At 69.7% G+C, this 18140-nt stretch carries 19 protein-coding genes, 1 pseudogene and 1 riboswitch; of the genes and pseudogenes, 17 read left to right on the top strand and 3 right to left on the bottom strand.

What is annotated here, in order from left to right; all coding sequences use genetic code 11:
• The first annotated feature begins 28 nt into the window (after positions 1-28).
• The 11 genes from lepB (ACIBCK_RS32575) to ACIBCK_RS32525 all read left to right on the top strand — a co-directional run bounded on the left by lepB (ACIBCK_RS32575) (position 29) and on the right by ACIBCK_RS32525 (position 9565).
• Positions 29-748: a signal peptidase I gene (lepB, locus tag ACIBCK_RS32575; protein ID WP_399396112.1), complete on the top strand. Its 720-nt coding sequence runs from the start codon at positions 29-31 to the stop codon at positions 746-748.
• Entirely contained in the window at positions 741-1820 is a 1080-nt protein-coding gene (gene lepB, locus ACIBCK_RS32570; RefSeq protein ID WP_399396110.1) for a signal peptidase I, read from the top strand. Before lepB (ACIBCK_RS32575) ends, lepB (ACIBCK_RS32570) begins: the two co-directional genes overlap by 8 nt.
• Positions 1711-2676 carry a signal peptidase I gene (gene lepB, locus ACIBCK_RS32565; RefSeq protein ID WP_399396108.1) on the top strand — a complete coding sequence of 322 codons (966 nt, stop codon included), beginning with the start codon at positions 1711-1713 and terminating at the stop codon, positions 2674-2676. The genes lepB (ACIBCK_RS32570) and lepB (ACIBCK_RS32565) overlap by 110 nt, the downstream gene beginning before the upstream one ends.
• An 80-nt stretch (positions 2677-2756) precedes the next feature.
• Positions 2757-3524 (top strand): signal peptidase I, encoded by a 768-nt coding sequence (lepB, locus tag ACIBCK_RS32560; RefSeq protein WP_399396106.1) that lies wholly within the window; start codon positions 2757-2759, stop codon positions 3522-3524.
• Positions 3514-4041: an NUDIX hydrolase gene (locus ACIBCK_RS32555; RefSeq protein ID WP_399396104.1), complete on the top strand. Its 528-nt coding sequence runs from the start codon at positions 3514-3516 to the stop codon at positions 4039-4041. The genes lepB (ACIBCK_RS32560) and ACIBCK_RS32555 overlap by 11 nt, the downstream gene beginning before the upstream one ends.
• A gap of 55 nt (positions 4042-4096) precedes the next feature.
• The gene (locus ACIBCK_RS32550; protein WP_003965949.1) at positions 4097-4405 is read left to right on the top strand and encodes a DUF2469 domain-containing protein; all 309 of its coding nucleotides are present in this window, start codon (positions 4097-4099) and stop codon (positions 4403-4405) included.
• A gap of 139 nt (positions 4406-4544) precedes the next feature.
• The gene (locus ACIBCK_RS32545; protein WP_367045216.1) at positions 4545-4922 is read left to right on the top strand and encodes a YraN family protein; all 378 of its coding nucleotides are present in this window, start codon (positions 4545-4547) and stop codon (positions 4920-4922) included.
• Positions 4922-6541, top strand: a complete 1620-nt coding sequence (locus ACIBCK_RS32540) for a YifB family Mg chelatase-like AAA ATPase (RefSeq protein WP_399396102.1) — start codon at positions 4922-4924, stop codon at positions 6539-6541. The genes ACIBCK_RS32545 and ACIBCK_RS32540 overlap by 1 nt, the downstream gene beginning before the upstream one ends.
• On the top strand, positions 6538-7704 hold the full coding sequence (dprA, locus tag ACIBCK_RS32535) for a DNA-processing protein DprA (protein ID WP_399396100.1): 1167 nt from the start codon (positions 6538-6540) through the stop codon (positions 7702-7704). The genes ACIBCK_RS32540 and dprA overlap by 4 nt, the downstream gene beginning before the upstream one ends.
• A 328-nt stretch (positions 7705-8032) precedes the next feature.
• Complete coding sequence (whiG, locus tag ACIBCK_RS32530; RefSeq protein ID WP_399396098.1) at positions 8033-8875, top strand: RNA polymerase sigma factor WhiG; 843 nt, start codon at positions 8033-8035, stop codon at positions 8873-8875.
• Positions 8876-9007: 132 nt separating this feature from the next.
• Positions 9008-9565, top strand: a complete 558-nt coding sequence (locus tag ACIBCK_RS32525; RefSeq protein WP_160510552.1) for a TetR/AcrR family transcriptional regulator — start codon at positions 9008-9010, stop codon at positions 9563-9565.
• A 193-nt stretch (positions 9566-9758) separates the two neighbouring features.
• On the opposite strand, the pseudogene ACIBCK_RS32520 reads toward ACIBCK_RS32525, so the two are convergent.
• Positions 9759-10331 (bottom strand): annotated as a pseudogene (locus tag ACIBCK_RS32520) (peptidoglycan DD-metalloendopeptidase family protein); the annotation flags it as partial.
• Positions 10332-10621: 290 nt separating this feature from the next.
• On the opposite strand from ACIBCK_RS32520, the gene rpsB reads away from it, so the two are divergent.
• From rpsB to ACIBCK_RS32495, 5 genes are all read left to right on the top strand, one after another.
• Positions 10622-11572, top strand: a complete 951-nt coding sequence (rpsB, locus tag ACIBCK_RS32515; protein WP_399396096.1) for a 30S ribosomal protein S2 — start codon at positions 10622-10624, stop codon at positions 11570-11572.
• 94 nt (positions 11573-11666) lie between these two features.
• Positions 11667-12503, top strand: a complete 837-nt coding sequence (tsf, locus tag ACIBCK_RS32510; protein ID WP_399396094.1) for a translation elongation factor Ts — start codon at positions 11667-11669, stop codon at positions 12501-12503.
• Positions 12504-12689: 186 nt separating this feature from the next.
• On the top strand, positions 12690-13451 hold the full coding sequence (pyrH, locus tag ACIBCK_RS32505; protein ID WP_399396093.1) for a UMP kinase: 762 nt from the start codon (positions 12690-12692) through the stop codon (positions 13449-13451).
• A 161-nt stretch (positions 13452-13612) separates the two neighbouring features.
• A complete protein-coding gene (frr, locus tag ACIBCK_RS32500) occupies positions 13613-14170 on the top strand; it encodes a ribosome recycling factor (protein ID WP_361401054.1) in 558 nt (185 codons plus the stop codon).
• Between the two features lie 34 nt (positions 14171-14204).
• A complete protein-coding gene (locus ACIBCK_RS32495) occupies positions 14205-15287 on the top strand; it encodes a phosphatidate cytidylyltransferase (protein WP_399396090.1) in 1083 nt (360 codons plus the stop codon).
• Positions 15288-15366: 79 nt separating this feature from the next.
• On the opposite strand, the gene ACIBCK_RS32490 is transcribed toward ACIBCK_RS32495, so the two are convergent.
• Positions 15367-16113, bottom strand: a complete 747-nt coding sequence (locus ACIBCK_RS32490; protein ID WP_399396089.1) for a hypothetical protein — start codon at positions 16111-16113, stop codon at positions 15367-15369.
• A complete protein-coding gene (locus tag ACIBCK_RS32485; RefSeq protein ID WP_399396087.1) occupies positions 16110-16628 on the bottom strand; it encodes a methanogen output domain 1-containing protein in 519 nt (172 codons plus the stop codon). The genes ACIBCK_RS32490 and ACIBCK_RS32485 overlap by 4 nt, the downstream gene beginning before the upstream one ends.
• Positions 16629-16812: 184 nt before the next feature.
• On the opposite strand from ACIBCK_RS32485, the gene rlmN reads away from it, so the two are divergent.
• Positions 16813-17919: a 23S rRNA (adenine(2503)-C(2))-methyltransferase RlmN gene (gene rlmN, locus ACIBCK_RS32480; protein WP_399396084.1), complete on the top strand. Its 1107-nt coding sequence runs from the start codon at positions 16813-16815 to the stop codon at positions 17917-17919.
• Between the two features lie 58 nt (positions 17920-17977).
• Positions 17978-18095: riboswitch (TPP riboswitch) on the top strand.
• Positions 18096-18140 lie beyond the last annotated feature (45 nt).

Here is an 18140-nt window from a genome sequence, read left to right as displayed (position 1 = left end):
CAGCGGAGCCGGATAGCATCTGGCCCCGATGGACACCGAAGCACAGCACACGGAGCGCGACCGCTCCTCCCCACCCACCGATTCCCCGAGCGCCGAGCGCGAGGGTGAGTCCGAGGGGACGGAGGACCGGTCGCGCTCCGCTTTTGTGTCGTTCGTGTCCTGGGTCCCCGGCGGCAGAGTCACCCTGACACTGCTGATCTGCATGGTGTCCCTGCTGCTCGTCAGCACCTTCGTGATGCAGCCGTTCCAGATCCCCAGCGGCTCCATGGAGCCCGCGTTCCGGGTCGGAGACCGGGTACTCGTCAACAAGTTGGCGTACCGTTTCGGTTCCGAGCCGCAGCGAGGTGACGCGGTCGTCTTCGACGGCAGTGGCTACTTCGGAGATGCCGACTACATCAAGCGGGTCGCAGGGGTGGGGGGAGACCGCGTGGTCTGCTGCGACGAGCGGGGGAGGATCAAGGTGAACGGCGAGCCCGTCGACGAGCCCTACCTGTACCCGGGAGACGCCCCCTCCAAGGCGCGCTTCGTCGCCGTCGTCCCCGAAGACAGCCTGTTCCTCCTCGGTGACCACCGCAGCGACTCCCGTGACTCGCGCGACCACCTCGGGCAGCCCGGCGGCGGCATGATCCCCGTCGACTCCGTGATCGGCAGGGCCGACTGGATCGCCTGGCCCATCGGGCACTGGACCTCCCTGGAGCGTCCCGACAGCTACGCGCGCGTGCCGTCACCAGGCGGCGCGCATGGGTAACCGAGGGCGGACCCGCGCCGCCAGTCACCGAGTCGACACCCGGCTGCCCACCGGTGACCGGCCCACCACAGGGCCCGTCCTGCCCGGGAGGGCCGAGCGGCGCAAGCTCGCGCGGAAGGTCAAGCGGCGAAGGCGGCGCTCGGCGATCAAGGAGATACCTCTCCTCATAGGCGTAGCGCTGCTGATAGCCCTGGTCCTGAAGACCTTCCTGGTGCAGGCCTTCGTGATCCCGTCGGGCTCGATGGAGCAGACGATCAAGATCGGCGACCGTGTACTCGTCGACAAGCTCACCCCGTGGTTCGGAGCCAAGCCCGCGCGCGGCGATGTCGTCGTCTTCGAGGACCCCGGCAACTGGCTCGAGGACGAACAGACCAAGAAGAAGGACGACCCCGTAGTCGTCAAGCAGGTCAAGGAAGGCCTCTCCTTCATCGGACTGCTGCCGTCCGACAACGAACGCGACCTGATCAAGCGTGTGGTCGGCGTCGGCGGCGACACCGTGAAGTGCTGTGACAAGAACAAGAAGCTCACGGTCAACGGAGTCCCCCTCACCGAGCCCTACATCAACCCGGGGGACGAGCCCTCGTCCTTCGAGTTCGAGGTGAAGGTCCCCGAAGGGCGCCTCTTCGTGATGGGTGACCACCGCTCCGACTCGGCCGACTCCCGTTTCCATCGCACCGAGAAGTTCAGTGGCACTGTCTCGGAGGAGAGCGTGGTCGGGCGCGCACTGGTCATCGCCTGGCCCTTTGACCATTGGCGCAAACTGGAGGAGCAGGAGACGTACGCGTCGGTGCCCGACGCGCGTGCGGGGTCGGACACGGCCCTCGGGCCGTCGCATAGGGTGGCACACGGCGATCGATACGGATTGACCGGACTCCCGACCCCTGCGGAACTCCCGCTCGTTATGGGAGTGGTGGGCCTGCATCGCATCAGGAGCGGGCAGCGGCACGGACTGAGGAGTGGATGTGGGGGATGTGGCGGTCGGCGCACGGTCCGGACACGGTGGGCCCGAGGAGCAGCCAGGGCGATCAGACGAGCCCGAGGCCACGGCGGGCGGCGTGAACCCCGGGAGTGACACCGCGGGCGCCTCGGCCGCACCCGGTGAGCAGGACGGAAAGCCGGCCAAGGACGCGAAGAAGCCCCGCTCCTTCTGGAAGGAGCTGCCGCTCCTCATCGGTATCGCGCTGATCCTGGCGCTGGTGATCAAGACCTTCCTGGTGCAGGCGTTCTCGATTCCCTCGGACTCGATGCAGAACACGCTCCAGCAGGGCGATCGCGTCCTGGTCGACAAGCTGACCCCGTGGTTCGGCTCGGAGCCCGAGCGCGGCGAGGTCGTCGTCTTCCGGGACCCCGGCCACTGGCTGGACGGGGAGCCCACCCCCGACCCGAACGCGATCCAGCGGGTCCTCGGCTGGGTCGGCCTGATGCCGTCAGCGGACGAGAAGGACCTCATCAAGCGGGTCATCGCGGTCGGCGGCGACACGGTGGAGTGCAAGGGCACGGGCCCGGTGAAGGTCAACGGCAAGGCACTGAACGAGCCGTACGTCTTCGAGGGCAACACCCCGTGCAGCGTCGACGACCAGGGCGGCCAGTTCAAGGAGACCGTTCCCCCGGGCAAAATCTGGGTCATGGGTGACCACCGGCAGAACTCGCTGGACTCCCGCTACCACCAGAACCAGCCCGGCGGCGGCGCCGTCCCCGTGGACAACGTCGTGGGCCGCGCCATCGTGATCGCCTGGCCGCCCACCCGCTGGGCCACGCTGCCCAAGCCGGACACCTTCGACCAGCCCGGCATCAACGCCGCGATGAGCGCGGCGCCCGCCGCCCTCGGTCTTGCGGGTGCGGTGCCGGTCGTGCTCTGGCGCAGGCGTCGGCTCACGGTGGCCGCTGCGCGGGCCGCGAGGGTTTCTGGCGGAGGTACCGCCGGGTAGGGTGCCGTCCCAGATCGCCGATCTTGCGCGCTCCTGTTCGTAGGGGCGCGGGGTCGTCTCCGATATGGGGGAGCACTGGGATGAGCAGGACACAACGTACGGACGAGGGCCACGGACGGCTCGGCAGCGTGCTGTCGGGACTGGCCGTGGCCCTTGGCTGTGTGCTCTTCCTGGGTGGCTTCGTGTGGGGCGCCGTCGTGTACCAGCCGTACACCGTTCCCACCGGGTCGATGACGCCGACGATCGGTGCGGGCGACCGTGTTCTGGCCGAGCGGATGGACGGCGACGATGTGCGCCGCGGTGACGTCGTCGTCTTCCAGCAGGCCAGCTGGGGCGATCTGCCGATGGTCAAGCGTGTGGTCGGCGTCGGCGGCGACCGGATCTCCTGCTGCACGGACGGCAAGCTGATGGTCAATGGCAAGCCGGTCGCAGAACCGTATCTGCTGGAGGGTGAGGGTGCCGCGGCCACCGGAATACCGGCCACCACGGTCCCCAAGGGCAACCTCTTCCTGCTCGGTGACGAGCGCAGCGGCTCCCTGGACTCCAGCGTGCACCTGGGCGACTCCAACCACGGCTCGGTGCCGCGCAGCGCGGTGGAGGGACGGGTCGACGCGGTCGCCTGGCCGACGGAGAGGCTCGGCACGCTGGAGCGCCCCGAGGGCTTCGCGGACATGCCGGGCGGCATCTCGGACCCCGGGCCCGTGCGACTCATGGTGTGGGCGGTGGTGGCGGGCGCCGTGCTCGTCCTGGGCGGCGCCGCGTACGGACCGGTGGCCAAGCGGATGCGGCGCGGGCGTGAGCGGCCGCGGAGCGGTGAACGCTCGGGGGCTACGGCGCATGTCGGCTGAGCCGCAGCCCGAGGCCTCGGGGGAGCCGCAGGCGGCAGCGGCGCGGAGGGTCGCGCGGGTGGTGCTGCTGGACCCGCAGGACCGGATTCTGCTGCTGCACGGCCATGAGCCGGAGGACGTGGCGGACGACTGGTGGTTCACGCCGGGCGGCGGTCTGGAGGGTGACGAGACGCATGAACAGGCCGCACTGCGTGAACTGATGGAAGAGACGGGCATCACCGAGGTCGAGCTCGGCCCCGCCCTGTGGCAGCGGTTCTGCTCCTTCCCCTTCGCCGGACGGCGCTGGGACCAGGACGAGCGGTACTTCCTGGCGCGTACGTCACAGACGTTCACGCAGGCCGCAGGGCTGACGGAGCTGGAACGACGGAGTGTCGCCGGAGCGCGTTGGTGGACGTGCCAGGAACTGACCGAGGCACATGAGACGGTGTATCCGACCAGGCTCGCCGAGTTGCTTCGCAAGCTGCTCGACGAGGGTCCTCCGAGCCGGCCCGAGACCCTAGACACGGAAATCGTGTAGAGGCTCCAGAGGCTGACGCACAATAGGGGGACGCACGGCTGAAGGGGAACATGCCATGAGCGCCGAGGACCTCGAGAAGTACGAGACCGAGATGGAGCTGAAGCTCTACCGGGAGTACCGCGATGTCGTCGGTCTGTTCAAATACGTGATCGAGACCGAACGGCGCTTCTACCTCACCAACGACTACGAGATGCAGGTGCACTCCGTCCAGGGTGAGGTTTTCTTCGAGGTGTCCATGGCGGACGCCTGGGTGTGGGACATGTACAGGCCCGCACGATTCGTGAAGCAGGTACGTGTCCTCACGTTCAAGGACGTGAATATCGAGGAGCTCAACAAGAGCGACCTCGAGCTGCCGGGAGGCTGAGTCCACCGCCTCCGGCTGCCCGCCTCCCGTCTCCTTCACCGTCACGGGTGAGCGAGTTATCCACAACGCGTGAGTCATCCACCAAGATCCACAACGGTCGGGGCCGAGCCCCAGTGTGGGTCTCGGAGGTGGTTCCGACATGAACGCACGTGGGGCACTCGGGCGGTACGGCGAAGATCTGGCCGCGCGGCGGCTGGGCGAAGCCGGGATGACGGTTCTGGAGCGCAACTGGCGCGGTGGCAGGACCGGCGAGATCGACATCGTGGCCATGGACGGCGAGGCGCTGGTCGTCTGTGAGGTCAAGACGCGCAGAGCAGCCATGGTCGGCTCGGGGATCTATCAGCATCCGATGGCGGCCGTGGGCCGGACCAAGGCGGAGCGGCTGCGGCGTCTGGCCGAGCGCTGGATCGAGGAGCGCGGAGGCCCACCGCCGGGCGGAGTGCGGATCGACCTCGTCGGCGTGCTGATCCCACGCCGCGGGGCGCCCGTCGTGGAGCACGCGCGGGGGGTGGCCTGATGGGATTCGCGCGTACGTGTTCCGTGGCGCTGGTGGGCGTCGAGGGCGTGGTCGTCGAGGTGCAGGCCGATCTGGAGCCGGGCGTGGCGGCGTTCACGCTGGTCGGGCTCCCGGACAAGAGCCTGACGGAGAGCAAGGACCGGGTCCGGGCCGCGGTGGTGAACTCCGGCGGGGAGTGGCCCCAGAAGAAGCTCACGGTGGGCCTCAGCCCGGCGTCGGTGCCCAAGGGCGGCAGCGGCTTCGATCTCGCGATCGCCTGTGCGGTGCTCGGGGCGGCGGAGCGTATCGATCCGCGGACCCTCACCGACATCGTGATGATCGGCGAGCTGGGGCTCGACGGGCGGGTGCGGCCGGTCAGGGGAGTGCTGCCCGCGGTCCTCGCGGCGGCGGACGCGGGCTATGAGCAGGTCGTCGTCCCGGAGTGCACGGCGGCCGAGGCCGCGCTGGTGCCGGGGATCTCGGTACTGGGGGTGCGCAGCCTGCGCCAGCTGATCGCGGTGCTGACCGATGAGCCGGTGCCCGAGGAGGAGCCGGACGAACCCGGGCGGCCGGACCCCATGCTCGCGGGGCTCTGCGTGCCCGGGACCGGCGTGGGCACGGGGCTCAGCGGCGGCCTGGACGATGCCCTCGCACTGGACCTCGCCGATGTCGTCGGACAGACCTCGGCCCGGACCGCCGTGGAGGTGGCGGCGACAGGAGGCCATCACCTCTTCCTGCAGGGTCCGCCGGGCGCCGGAAAGACGATGCTCGCGGAGCGGCTGCCGGCGATCTTGCCCCGGCTCACCCGGGAGGAATCCCTGGAGGTGACGGCTGTCCACTCCGTGGCGGGCATGCTCCCACCGGGCAAGCCGTTGGTGGACACCGCGCCGTACTGCGCGCCGCACCACTCCGCGACGATGCAGTCCCTGGTGGGCGGCGGCAAGGGAATCGCGCGGCCGGGGGCGGTGTCGTTGGCACATCGTGGCGTGCTCTTTCTCGATGAGGCGCCGGAGTTCAGCAGCCAGACCCTGGACTCTTTGCGCCAGCCACTGGAAGCGGGCCATGTGGTGATCGCTCGCAGTGCCGGGGTGGTGCGCCTGCCCGCGAAGTTCCTGATGGTGCTTGCGGCCAACCCCTGCCCGTGCGGGCGGCACACCCTGCTGGGCGAAGGCTGCGAGTGCCCGGCATCCGTCATCCGCCGCTACCAGGCGCGGCTCTCGGGGCCGCTGCTCGACAGGGTCGACCTGAAGGTCGAGGTGGAGCCCGTCACCCGCTCCGAACTGGCGGGGTACGGCGCTCCGGGGGATTCCACGCAGACGGTCGCCGACCGGGTGCGCGAAGCCAGGGAGCGGGCGGCGGTCAGGCTGGCGGGCACCGGCTGGCGGACGAACAGCGAAGTGCCGGGGCATGCCCTGCGCACGCGGTGGCCTGCCGAGCCGGGCGCCCTGGACGCCGCCGAACTCGACCTGGAGCGCGGCTTCCTGACCGCCCGAGGGCTCGACCGCGTCCTGCGGGTCGCCTGGACCGTGGCGGACCTCGCGGGGCGCGACCGGCCCGCGACGCAGGACGTCGCCCTGGCGCTGCAGTTGCGGACGGGGGTGGCGCGCGGTGTGCCGATGGCGATCGGGGCGCTGACATGACTGCGCTCGGGGGTTCCGCCCCAGGGGAAGAGCGGCTGGCGAGGGTCGCCCTGACCCGGATCCTCGAACCGGGGGACGAGGTGGGCGGGCGGTGGCTGCGTGAGACCGGGGCCGTCGAGGTGGTGCGGCGGCTGATCGAGGGGGAGGAGCGACTTGACGGGGTGACGCCGGTCCGGTGGGAAGGGCTGCGGGCGCGGGCAGGCAAGGCGCAGCCCGAGAGGGACCTGGCGGTGGCGCGGGACGCCGGGGTGCGGTTCGTGTGCCCGGGGGAGGCGGAGTGGCCCGTCCAGTTGGATGACCTCAGGGACGCGCGGCCGGTGGGGCTGTGGGTGCGGGGGCGGCCCAGCCTGCGGATATGGGCCCTGCGGTCGGTGGCGGTGGTCGGCGCCCGGGCCTGCACGGAGTACGGGGCGCACATGGCGGCCGCTCTGGGCGCGGGGTTGGCCGAGCGGGGCTGGGTCGTCGTGTCGGGCGGTGCCTATGGGGTGGACGGGGCCGCGCACAGGGGAGCGCTGGGCGCCGGTGGGGCCACGGTCGCGGTGCTTGCGTGCGGGGTGGACCGGGCCTATCCGCGAGGACACGCCGAGTTGCTCAGGAGGATCGCGGAACAGGGTCTGCTGGTGGGGGAGTTGCCGCCCGGGGATCACCCCACGCCGAGCAGATTCATCCTCCGTAACCGTGTGATCGCCGCTCTCACCCGGGGGAGTGTCGTCGTCGAGGCCGCGTACCGCAGCGGTGCGCTCGCCACGGCGCGCAGCGCGCGGGAGCTCGGGCGGTTCACGATGGGGGTGCCGGGGCCCGCGACGAGCGGTCTCTCGGCGGGGGTGCACGAACTCCTGCGGCGTGACGGAGTTCTGGTGACCGACGCGGCGGAAATCGTCGAGTTGGTGGGAGACATGGGCGAGCTGGCTCCGGAGCGGCGCGGCCCCGTCGTGCCGCGCGATCTGCTCGCCCCGGAGGCCGCGCGGGTCCTCGCTGCCGTGCCCGGCCGGGGCAGTGCCTCGGCCCCGGAGATCGCGCTCGGGGCGGGCACGGTGGTCGACGCGGCGATCGGTCGGTTGTACGAGTTGCGCTCCCTGGGGTTCGTCGAACGACACGGCGACGGCTGGCAGTTGACACGCCAGGTGAATGCATCGGTCTTGCCGAAGGGAGACGGTTGGTGACCGACGGTGTTCGGCCGTCTGGATGAACCCCCGACGGCCTTGGGAATGGCCGTAGTTGACGCTTCACGGTCGTCACACACGGCGACGAGCGGTACTCGGTGGGGCGCCCAGCGGAACGTATCTGCGTACGCGGGATCCCCTACTGTTCGCACACTGCGACACTTCAGTCACGCTACGCTCACAAGGATTCCGACGCGGACAGGCAACCACAGGCAAGCAGACGGACAACCTCATTCACTTCACGCAAACTCACCACCTCGCGGGCACGGACCACTCCATCGGCTCGCACGACCTCACCGGTTCACGGCAGAACGGCTCAAGGCAACAAATGCCCCAGCACACCTCAGGGTCCGATCGGGCGGCGGCTCCCCCCGCCGCCCGTAGCGGCGAGCGGGAGCGGCCCCCCGCCCCCTCGTCGCTGGACGAGCTGTGGCGGTCGTACAAGGACACGGGGGACGGGCGGCTGCGCGAGCAGCTGATCCTGCACTACTCGCCGCTGGTGAAGTACGTCGCGGGCCGGGTCAGCGTGGGGCTTCCGCCCAATGTCGAGCAGGCGGACTTCGTGTCGTCCGGGGTGTTCGGTCTCATCGACGCGATCGAGAAGTTCGACATCGAGCGGTCGATCAAGTTCGAGACGTACGCGATCACCCGCATCCGTGGCGCGATGATCGACGAACTGCGGGCGCTCGACTGGATTCCCCGGTCCGTGCGGCAGAAGGCGCGCAACGTCGAGCGGGCCTACGCCACGCTCGAGGCGCAGATGCGGCGCACTCCGTCCGAGGGCGAGGTCGCCCACGAGATGGGCATCGCCATCGAGGAACTGCACGCCATTTTCAGCCAGTTGTCGCTGGCGAACGTGGTGGCCCTGGAGGAGCTGCTGCACGTCGGCGGCGAGGGCGGCAACCGGCTGAGCCTGATGGACACGCTCGAGGACACCGCCGCCGACAACCCCGTGGAGGTCGCCGAGGACCGCGAGCTGCGGCGGCTGCTCGCGCGCGCGATCAACACGTTGCCGGAGCGGGAGAAGACCGTCGTCACGCTGTACTACTACGAAGGCCTGACGCTCGCCGAGATCGGCAACGTGCTCGGCGTGACGGAGAGCCGGGTCAGCCAGATCCACACGAAATCCGTGCTGCAGCTGCGGGCGAAGCTGGCGAGTTTCGGCCGCTGAGCCCGCTGAATCGTCCCTGCCCGCGGCCCGCGCCGCGCGGTGCGGGTGCGAGGTTCTCAGCGGTGTATCGACTCCCGTCCCGGCGGTCACGTCCGTAGAGTGGAGGGCGTGCCAAGGATTCGAGCGGCCTCTGTGGCCGAGCACCGGTCGATGCAGCGCGGCGCCCTGCTGGACGCCGCGAGGTCCCTGCTGTCCGAGGGCGGTACGGAGGCGTTGACCTTCCCCGCCCTCGCCGAGCGCACGGGGCTCGCGCGGTCCTCCGTGTACGAGTACTTCCGGTCGCGGGCCGCGGTCGTGGAGGAGCTGTGCGAGGTTGACTTCCCCGTCTGGGCCGCGGAGGTCTCCGCCGCGATGGAGGGGGCCGACTCCGCCGAGGGCAAGGTCGAGGCGTACGTCCGGCGGCAGCTGGCCCTGGTCGGGGACCGGCGGCACCGCGCCGTCGTCGCCATCTCGGCCAGCGAGCTGGACGCCGGGGCGAGGGAGAAGATCCGTGCCGCGCACGGGGGCCTGATCGCCATCATTGTCGAGGCGCTCGAGACGCTGGGGCACGAGCAGCCCCGGATGGCGGCGATGCTGCTGCAGGGCATCGTGGACGCGGCCGTGCGGCGGATCGAGCTCGGCGTCGCCGAGGAGCCGGCCGCCATCACGGAGGCAGCAGTCGCCATGGCCCTGAGGGGCGTACGGGGCTAAGCCCCCAACCCGCGCCACCCCTCGGCATCGCGACCCCGGTCCCCGCCCACTCCGGCACCGCGCCGACCACCCTCCCCGGCGGCGAGACCCGGCCCCACCCCGGCACCGCGTCGCCCGGCAGCAAGACCCCGGCCCTCCCCGGCATCGCGACCCCCGCCCGTCCCGGCAGTAGCCCCAACCGCTGCCCCGCCCCCGGCGCCCCGATCACCGGCAGCAAGCGGGACGTCCCGCGTCGTAGGAGCCACGGGGGCAGCAGTGACAGGGGGTCCAGGTAGGTGTCGGCCCTCAGCAGGCCCCAGTGGAGGCAGCTGCTCGGGCAATGGGACCCGGGTGGTTCCAGCACCCCCAGGGCCGCGCCCGCGGAGACCGCGGCGCCCTTCTTGACCGTGCCCCGCACCGGCTCGTACGTCGTGCGCAAGGGCGGGTCACCCGTGCCCGTCAGCTCCACCGCGACCACCCCGCGGCCCGCCACCCGCCCCGCGAACGAGACCCTCCCCGCGGCCGCCGCCCGGACCACGGCCCCTGGCGGCGCGGCGAGGTCCACGCCCCGGTGGCCCCGCCCGTACTCCGTCGCCGGGGGTTCCCAGCCCCGTACGACAGCGGGCCGTACCCCCACGGGCCAGGCGCGGCCGATCTCCGGCACCTTCGACCCCGGCACCGGCTTCCCGGCAGCCCCCGCAGGCACCACCGGCGCCGTGATCAGTGCCACGCACAGCAGCGCCAGAGTCAGCAACGGACTCAGCACCGGACCCAGGCTTCTTCGCATGTGAGACATGGCAGAACCGTCCCGCGCCGAGACGGTCCGTGGGGATCATGGCGTGGATCTGTGGATGACCAGCCGCTTGTGGACATCGGCGTCACCCGCTGCCTCGCGGGTCCCGTACACTTCTTGTGGCGATCCGGGTCACCGGGTCGACTTCGCACGCCCCGACATCAGGCCATGAAAAGCCAGGTGCCAGCGCCTCTCGGTCCTCTGTGGCACGGCGCATCGCGGGCGTCAGGCGCGACCGCCATCCGGCGGACGCGGCACAACCGAGAACACCAAGGAGTACGGCCATGGCCGTCGTCACGATGCGGGAGCTGCTGGAAAGCGGCGTCCACTTCGGTCACCAGACCCGTCGTTGGAACCCGAAGATGAAGCGCTTCATCTTCACGGAGCGCAACGGCATCTACATCATCGACCTGCTCCAGTCGCTGTCGTACATCGACCGCGCCTACGAGTTCGTCAAGGAGACCGTCGCCCACGGCGGCACGGTCATGTTCGTCGGCACGAAGAAGCAGGCGCAGGAGGCCATCGCCGAGCAGGCGACCCGCGTCGGCATGCCCTACGTGAACCAGCGCTGGCTGGGCGGCATGCTCACCAACTTCTCGACCGTCTACAAGCGCCTGCAGCGCCTCAAGGAGCTCGAGCAGATCGACTTCGAGGATGTGGCCGCGTCCGGCCTCACCAAGAAGGAGCTGCTCGTCCTCTCCCGCGAGAAGGCCAAGCTGGAGAAGACCCTCGGCGGTATCCGCGAGATGTCCAAGGTGCCCAGCGCCGTCTGGATCGTGGACACCAAGAAGGAGCACATCGCGGTCGGCGAGGCCCGGAAGCTCAACATCCCGGTCGTCGCCATCCTCGACACCAACTGTGACCCCGACGAGGTCGACTACAAGATCCCGGGCAACGACGACGCGATCCGCTCCGTCACCCTGCTCACCCGCGTGATCGCCGACGCCGTCGCCGAGGGCCTCATCTCCCGTTCCGGCGTCGCCACCGGCGACCAGAAGCCGGGCGAGAAGGCCGCCGGCGAGCCGCTCGCCGAGTGGGAGCGCGACCTGCTCGAGGGCGACAAGAAGGCCGACGAGCCCAAGGCTGACGAGGCCAAGGCCGACGAGCCGAAGGCCGAAGAGGCCGAGGTTCAGAAGTCCGCCGAGACGGAGAAGGCCGCCGACGCCGAGCAGGCCGAGGCCCCCGCCGAGGTTGCTGCCGCCGAGGCCCCCGCCGCGGAGACCGAGCAGGCCTGACCTTCACAGGTTCGGTAGTTGACGGCGGGGGCCCACCAGGCCCCCGCCGTTCACCCGTAGATCTTTCAGACCTCCGAAAGAGAATTTCAGGATCATGGCGAACTACACCGCCGCTGACGTCAAGAAGCTCCGCGAGCTCACGGGCGCCGGCATGATGGACTGCAAGAAGGCGCTCGACGAGGCCGACGGCAGCGTCGACAAGGCCGTCGAGGCCCTGCGCATCAAGGGCCAGAAGGGCGTCGCCAAGCGCGAGGGCCGCTCCGCCGAGAACGGCGCCGTGGTCTCCCTCATCGCCGACGACAACACCTCCGGCGTGATCGTCGAGCTGAAGTGCGAGACGGACTTCGTCGCCAAGGGTGACAAGTTCCAGGCCGTCGCCAACTCGCTCGCCGCCCACGTCGCCAAGACGTCCCCGGCCGACCTCGAGGCGCTGCTCGCGTCCGAGATCGAGGCCGGCAAGACCGTCCAGGCGTACGTCGACGAGGCCAACGCCAACCTCGGCGAGAAGATCGTCCTGGACCGCTTCGCGCAGTTCTCGGGCACCTTCGTCACCGCGTACATGCACCGCACCATGCCCGACCTGCCCCCGCAGATCGGTGTTCTGGTCGAGCTGGACAAGGCCGACGCCGACCTGGCCAAGGGCATCGCCCAGCACATCGCCGCCTTCGCGCCGAAGTACCTCTCCCGCGAGGACGTCCCGGCCGAGGTCGTCGAGTCCGAGCGCCGCGTCGCCGAGGAGACCACCCGCGCCGAGGGCAAGCCCGAGGCCGCGCTGCCCAAGATCGTCGAGGGTCGCGTCAACGGCTTCTTCAAGGAGGCCACCCTCCTCGGTCAGCCGTACGCGCTCGACAACAAGAAGTCCGTCCAGAAGGTCCTGGACGAGGCCGGTGTCACCCTGAAGCGCTTCTCGCGCATCAAGGTCGGCATCTGAGTCCGTACCGCGATCGACGGTAGACCCCGCTAGGGTCGACAGCGGTCGCCCGCGTACCCCACGTAGTACGCGACGTACGACCGCAGATCTGACGAGGAGGCCATTGCCGAGCATGGGATGCGAACAACACCCCACCGGCAGTGGCCTTCTTCGTATGTGCGCCGAGCAAAAAGAAGCGAGTACTCCATGACCACCAAGGCCGACACAAACAGTGGCGACGACAAAGTCGCCGGTCGTTTCCTGCTGAAGCTCTCCGGTGAGGCGTTCGCCGGCGGGGGCGGCCTTGGCGTCGACCCCGATGTGGTGCACGCGATCGCCAAGGAGATCGCCGCGGTCGTCCGCGACGGTGCCCAGATCGCGGCCGTCATCGGCGGCGGCAACTTCTTCCGCGGCGCCGAGTTGCAGCAGCGCGGCATGGACCGCGCCCGCTCCGACTACATGGGCATGCTCGGCACGGTCATGAACTGCCTGGCCCTCCAGGACTTCCTGGAGAAGGAAGGCATCGAGTGCCGTGTCCAGACCGCCATCACGATGGGCCAGGTCGCGGAGCCGTACATCCCGCTGCGCGCCGTGCGGCACCTGGAGAAGGGCCGTGTGGTCATCTTCGGCGCCGGCATGGGCATGCCGTACTTCTCCACCGACACGACCGCGGCGCAGCGCGCCCTGGAGATCGACGCCGAGGCCCTGCTCATGGGCAAGAACGGCGTCGACGGGGTCTACGACTCCGACCCCAAGACCAACCCGGACGCGGTGAAGTACGACGCGCTCGGCTACGGCGAGGTCATCACCCGCGACCTGAAGGTCGCCGACATGACCGCGATCACGCTGTGCCGCGACAACAAGCTGCCCATCCTGGTCTTCGAGTTGCTCTCCAGCGGCAATATCGCGCGTGCCGTCAAGGGTGAGAAGATCGGCACACTCGTGGGCGACGAGGGCACCCGCGCCTGATCTCGGGGACGTCCCCCGAGGGCCCTGAGGGATGGACAAAGCCCTGCCGGTCGGACACGGTGCAGGGAAACGAGACGCGACGCAGCCGACACCCCATGGACTCCCCCTACTTCACCGTGTGGGGGCGCCCCCAGCCCACTCACAACACGCAGGAGCAAGTGGTGATCGAAGAGACCCTCCTCGAGGCCGAGGAGAAGATGGAGAAGGCCGTCGTGGTCGCCAAGGAGGACTTCGCCGCGATTCGCACAGGCCGTGCGCACCCGGCGATGTTCAACAAGATCGTGGCCGACTACTACGGCGCCCTTACGCCGATCAATCAGCTGGCCTCGTTCTCGGTGCCCGAGCCGCGGATGGCCGTGGTGACCCCGTTCGACAAGAGCGCGCTGCGCAACATCGAGCAGGCGATCCGCGACTCCGACCTCGGCGTCAACCCCAGCAATGACGGAAACATCATCCGGGTGACGTTCCCCGAGCTGACGCAGGACCGCCGCAAGGAGTTCATCAAGGTCGCCAAGACCAAGGCCGAGGACTCCAAGATCTCGATCCGCTCCATCCGCCGCAAGGCCAAGGAAGCGATCGACAAGGCGATCAAGGACGGCGACATCGGCGAGGACGAGGGCCGTCGCGCGGAGAAGGAGCTCGACGACACCACCGCGAAGTACGTCGCTCAGGTGGACGAGCTGCTCAAGCACAAGGAAGCCGAGCTGCTCGAGGTCTGAGGGCTCGAAGTCTGAGGACTGAGGAATCCGATCCGTGAACGACTCTTCCTGGGGGGCGCCTCCCAGAGCCGGGTACTGGGGGCCGTCCGACCAGGGCCCTGCTCAAGGGGCTGCCCCGGCAGGTCCCGCGTACGATGCGCATGACGCCCTGTATCCAGCAGAGACGCAGCCCATGCCCATCGTGCCCGACATGCCTGAAGTACCCCGGGAGCCCATGCCCAGCGCATCACAGCCCGCCCCCGAGTCGCCGCGAGCGCCTCAGGTGCCTCAGACGCCGGGCGCGCCCCAAGCGCCGCAGAAGAAGAGCGCGGGCCGTGATCTCGGGGCGGCCATAGGAGTCGGCGTGGGGCTCGGCGCGGTGATCATCGCGTCGCTCTTCATCGTGAAGGCCGTCTTCATCGGCGTCATAGCGGTCGCCGTCGTGGTCGGTCTCTGGGAGCTCACCTCCCGGCTCCAGGAGCGCAAGGACATCAAGGCGCCGCTGGTCCCGCTCGCGGTGGGCGGCGCCGCGATGGTCGTCGCCGGGTACGTCCGCGGACCCGAGGGCGCCTGGGTCGCCATGGCACTCACCGCGTTGGCGGTGCTCGTCTGGCGGATGACCGAGCCGCCCGAGGGCTATCTGAAGGACGTCACGGCGGGCGTCTTCGCGGCGTTCTACGTCCCCTTCCTCGCCACGTTCGTGGCGCTGATGCTCACCGCGGACGACGGCTCGATGCGGGTGCTCACGTTCCTGCTCCTGACCGTCGTCAGCGACACCGGGGCGTACGCGATCGGCTGGCGCTTCGGCAAGCACAAGCTCGCTCCGCGGATCAGTCCCGGCAAGACCCGCGAGGGTCTGGTCGGCGCGGTGACGTTCGCGATGGCGGCCGGCGCGCTGTGCATGGAGTTCCTGATCGACGGCGGCACGTGGTGGCAGGGGCTGCTCATCGGCCTCGCGGTCGCCGCGAGCGCGACGCTCGGGGACCTGGGCGAGTCGATGATCAAGCGTGACCTCGGCATCAAGGACATGGGCACGCTGCTGCCGGGTCACGGCGGCATCATGGACCGCCTCGACTCACTGCTGCCGACCGCGCCGGTGGTCTGGCTGCTGCTCGTCATCTTCGTGGGGTCCGGCTGACCCGCCTGCCGCTGTACGTGAGGGGCTCGCTGTCCATGGGGCGGCGGGCCCTTTTTCGTGTCCGGAGCTCCCGGAGGGGCTACAGGAGCGAGAGGGACCTGAGCGCGCCGCCGATCAGGGCCGTCACCGACTCCAGGTGCTCCGTCGGGGGCGGCGGTCTATTCGTGGCGAGGACGAGGGTGGCGTGGGGGCCGACGGGGACGTGGAGGCGGTCGGGGCCGGGCGACGGAGGGGTGAGGTGCAGGGCGGCTTCCGTGCAGCCGAGGACCGGGGGCGCGTGTTCGGCCACCGACCGGATCAGGCCCGCGGTCGTGGTGGACGAGGCGACCGCCTGGACGAGCGTGTGCAGGTGATCGAGCTTCTGCTGGGCGGCGGTCAGGGACGAGTTGAGCCGCAGGCGGTCCTCGGTCGCGCGGAAGCGGAGCGTGCGCTCGCGCTCAAGGGCGTTGACGCGCTCCTTGACGGTGAGGAAGCGGTCGCCGGGGTCGATGCGGACGGCCCGTAGGTGCACCGCGAGGGTGGGCAGCCACTGGGCTCGGGCGCCGAAGCAGCGGCAGCGTACGCGTGCGCCGTCGTAGCCGTGCAGGGTGAGGCCCGCGGGGGTCGGGTGGCCGGTGCGCATCCACTGCCGTACGTACTGGGCGACGTCCTCGGCGGCTTCGGAGACCATGTCGCTCAGGGGCGCCGCGTCCTCGACACCCGGAAGCATCCGGACCGCCGAGGGGTTCGCGGCCAGTACACGCGTGTCGGCGGCGACGAGCAGCACCGGCTCCGTGAGCAGCCCGGTGATCTTCCGGAAGAGGGCCAGGGGGTCGTCGATGGTCACCGGACATCGCCGTAGTACTCACGGCCTGTGGTCAGTTCCGCTTCGGAAGGCGGGCGGAGGTGGACCACGACACGGCAGCCCACGTCCCAGCGGGCGATGGTCTTCTCCAGCTCCACGCGGGCGTAGCCGAGATTGCCGGCGGCGATGGTCCCGAAGATGTTCGACGTCATCATGCACATGGAGGGCCGGCCAAGGACCTTCTCGCCGAACGGGCAGACCCGGTTGCCGAGCACGATGCGCCGGTCGTTCTCCTCCACGACGAAGAAGTCCCCACCGAGCCGCTTCTTGAGGTCGACCATGACCTGCGCCACCTGCACGCGGTCGAGACGGTCGACCGACAGTGCCTTGGTGTACTGGCCGTTGATGTCGTCGCCGATGGTCTGACTGACGAGGCTGACATAGCCCGCCGCCTCCTCGAGACCGACGACGTCCTCAAGGACGCGCGCCAGTTCACGGATGAGGCTTCGCATGAACACATCGCGGTCGAGGGCGATGGGTGCGTCGGACGGTTCCACTGGGTCCCCCTCGCCGGCCAGTCACTCGACACGCTGACTCACCTTGTGTGACCACATGATGTCGCACTGTGAGAGGCCCTGTCGACCGACTTCGACGGGTCGGCAGGGCCCGCCCCCTGGGCCGCGCACCACCGCCGCACGGTGGCCGGGTGGCGCTCCCACAGTCTGCGACACTGGAATCACCATGCCTGTACCCGGAGAACTCACCTTCGTCGCGCCCCGCGGAGCCAAGAAGCCGCCGCGGCATCTCGCCGACCTCACGCCCGCCGAGCGCAAGGAAGCCGTCGCCGCCGCCGGCGAGAAACCGTTTCGCGCCAAGCAGCTCTCGCAGCACTACTTCGCGCGGTACGCGCACGACCCGGAGCAGTGGACCGACATTCCCGCCGGTTCGCGCGGGAAGCTCCAGGAGGCGCTGCTTCCCGAGCTGATGTCCGTGGTGCGGCACATCAGCTGCGACGACGACACCACCCGTAAGACACTGTGGCGGTTGTTCGACGGGACGCTCGTCGAGTCCGTGCTCATGCGCTATCCGGACCGCGTGACGATGTGTATCTCGTCGCAGGCCGGGTGCGGGATGAACTGCCCGTTCTGCGCGACCGGGCAGGCCGGTCTCGACCGGAATCTGTCCACCGCCGAGATCGTGCACCAGATCGTGGACGGGATGCGGGCCCTGCGCGACGGGGAGATTCCCGGTGGGCCCGCGCGGCTCTCCAACATCGTCTTCATGGGGATGGGTGAGCCGCTCGCCAACTACAACCGCGTGACCGGGGCGATCCGCCGGCTGACGGACCCCGAGCCCGACGGGGTCGGCCTCTCGCAGCGTGGCATCACCGTGTCGACCGTGGGCCTCGTGCCCGCCATCCACCGGTTCGCCGACGAGGGCTTCAAGTGCCGCCTCGCCATCTCGCTGCACGCGCCCGACGACGAGCTCCGCGACACCCTCGTACCCGTCAATACGCGCTGGAACGTGCGCGAGGTGCTGGAGGCAGGGTGGGAGTACGCCGCAAAGTCCGGGCGCCGCCTGTCCATCGAGTACGCGCTGATCCGGGACATCAACGACCACGCGTGGCGCGGTGACCGGCTCGGGCGGCTGCTCAAGAACAAGCCCGTGCACGTGAACCTGATCCCGCTGAACCCGACGCCGGGCTCGAAGTGGACGGCGTCGCGGCCGGAGGACGAGAAGGCCTTCGTGAACGCCATCGCCGCTCATGGGGTGCCTGTCACGGTGCGTGACACCCGTGGCCAGGAGATCGACGGGGCGTGCGGTCAGCTCGCCGCGGCAGAGCGTTAGGCTGGCCGAAACACAACTTCATAGGCAGTGCACAACTGCACGGACGGAACACATCTTCATATTCCGACAGGGGAGCGCCACAGCGCTGAGAGTGCGGCAGCCAAGGACAGGTTGGCCGCAGACCCTCTGAACCTTGCCCGGGTCATTCCGGGTAGGAAGTTCGGACACCACTCAAGCTGTTGCGCCCTGCCCGCCGGCCCTTCGGTCCGCGGGCAGGGCCG

The organism is Streptomyces sp. NPDC051218 (assembly GCF_044455475.1).
Taxonomy (GTDB): domain Bacteria; phylum Actinomycetota; class Actinomycetes; order Streptomycetales; family Streptomycetaceae; genus Streptomyces.
Note: the sequence above shows the minus strand (reverse complement) of the source record. Positions and strands in the feature narration are given on the sequence as shown.

Coding starts and splice junctions, on each gene's coding strand:
- whiG (WP_399396098.1), top strand. CDS start 8,033: ATGCCCCAGCACACCTCAGGGTCCGATCGGGCGGCGGCTCCCCCCGCC.
- lepB (WP_399396110.1), top strand. CDS start 741: ATGGGTAACCGAGGGCGGACCCGCGCCGCCAGTCACCGAGTCGACACC.
- lepB (WP_399396112.1), top strand. CDS start 29: ATGGACACCGAAGCACAGCACACGGAGCGCGACCGCTCCTCCCCACCC.
- rpsB (WP_399396096.1), top strand. CDS start 10,622: ATGGCCGTCGTCACGATGCGGGAGCTGCTGGAAAGCGGCGTCCACTTC.
- ACIBCK_RS32550 (WP_003965949.1), top strand. CDS start 4,097: ATGAGCGCCGAGGACCTCGAGAAGTACGAGACCGAGATGGAGCTGAAG.
- tsf (WP_399396094.1), top strand. CDS start 11,667: ATGGCGAACTACACCGCCGCTGACGTCAAGAAGCTCCGCGAGCTCACG.
- ACIBCK_RS32555 (WP_399396104.1), top strand. CDS start 3,514: ATGTCGGCTGAGCCGCAGCCCGAGGCCTCGGGGGAGCCGCAGGCGGCA.
- lepB (WP_399396106.1), top strand. CDS start 2,757: ATGAGCAGGACACAACGTACGGACGAGGGCCACGGACGGCTCGGCAGC.
- dprA (WP_399396100.1), top strand. CDS start 6,538: ATGACTGCGCTCGGGGGTTCCGCCCCAGGGGAAGAGCGGCTGGCGAGG.
- pyrH (WP_399396093.1), top strand. CDS start 12,690: ATGACCACCAAGGCCGACACAAACAGTGGCGACGACAAAGTCGCCGGT.
- ACIBCK_RS32545 (WP_367045216.1), top strand. CDS start 4,545: ATGAACGCACGTGGGGCACTCGGGCGGTACGGCGAAGATCTGGCCGCG.
- rlmN (WP_399396084.1), top strand. CDS start 16,813: ATGCCTGTACCCGGAGAACTCACCTTCGTCGCGCCCCGCGGAGCCAAG.
- ACIBCK_RS32540 (WP_399396102.1), top strand. CDS start 4,922: ATGGGATTCGCGCGTACGTGTTCCGTGGCGCTGGTGGGCGTCGAGGGC.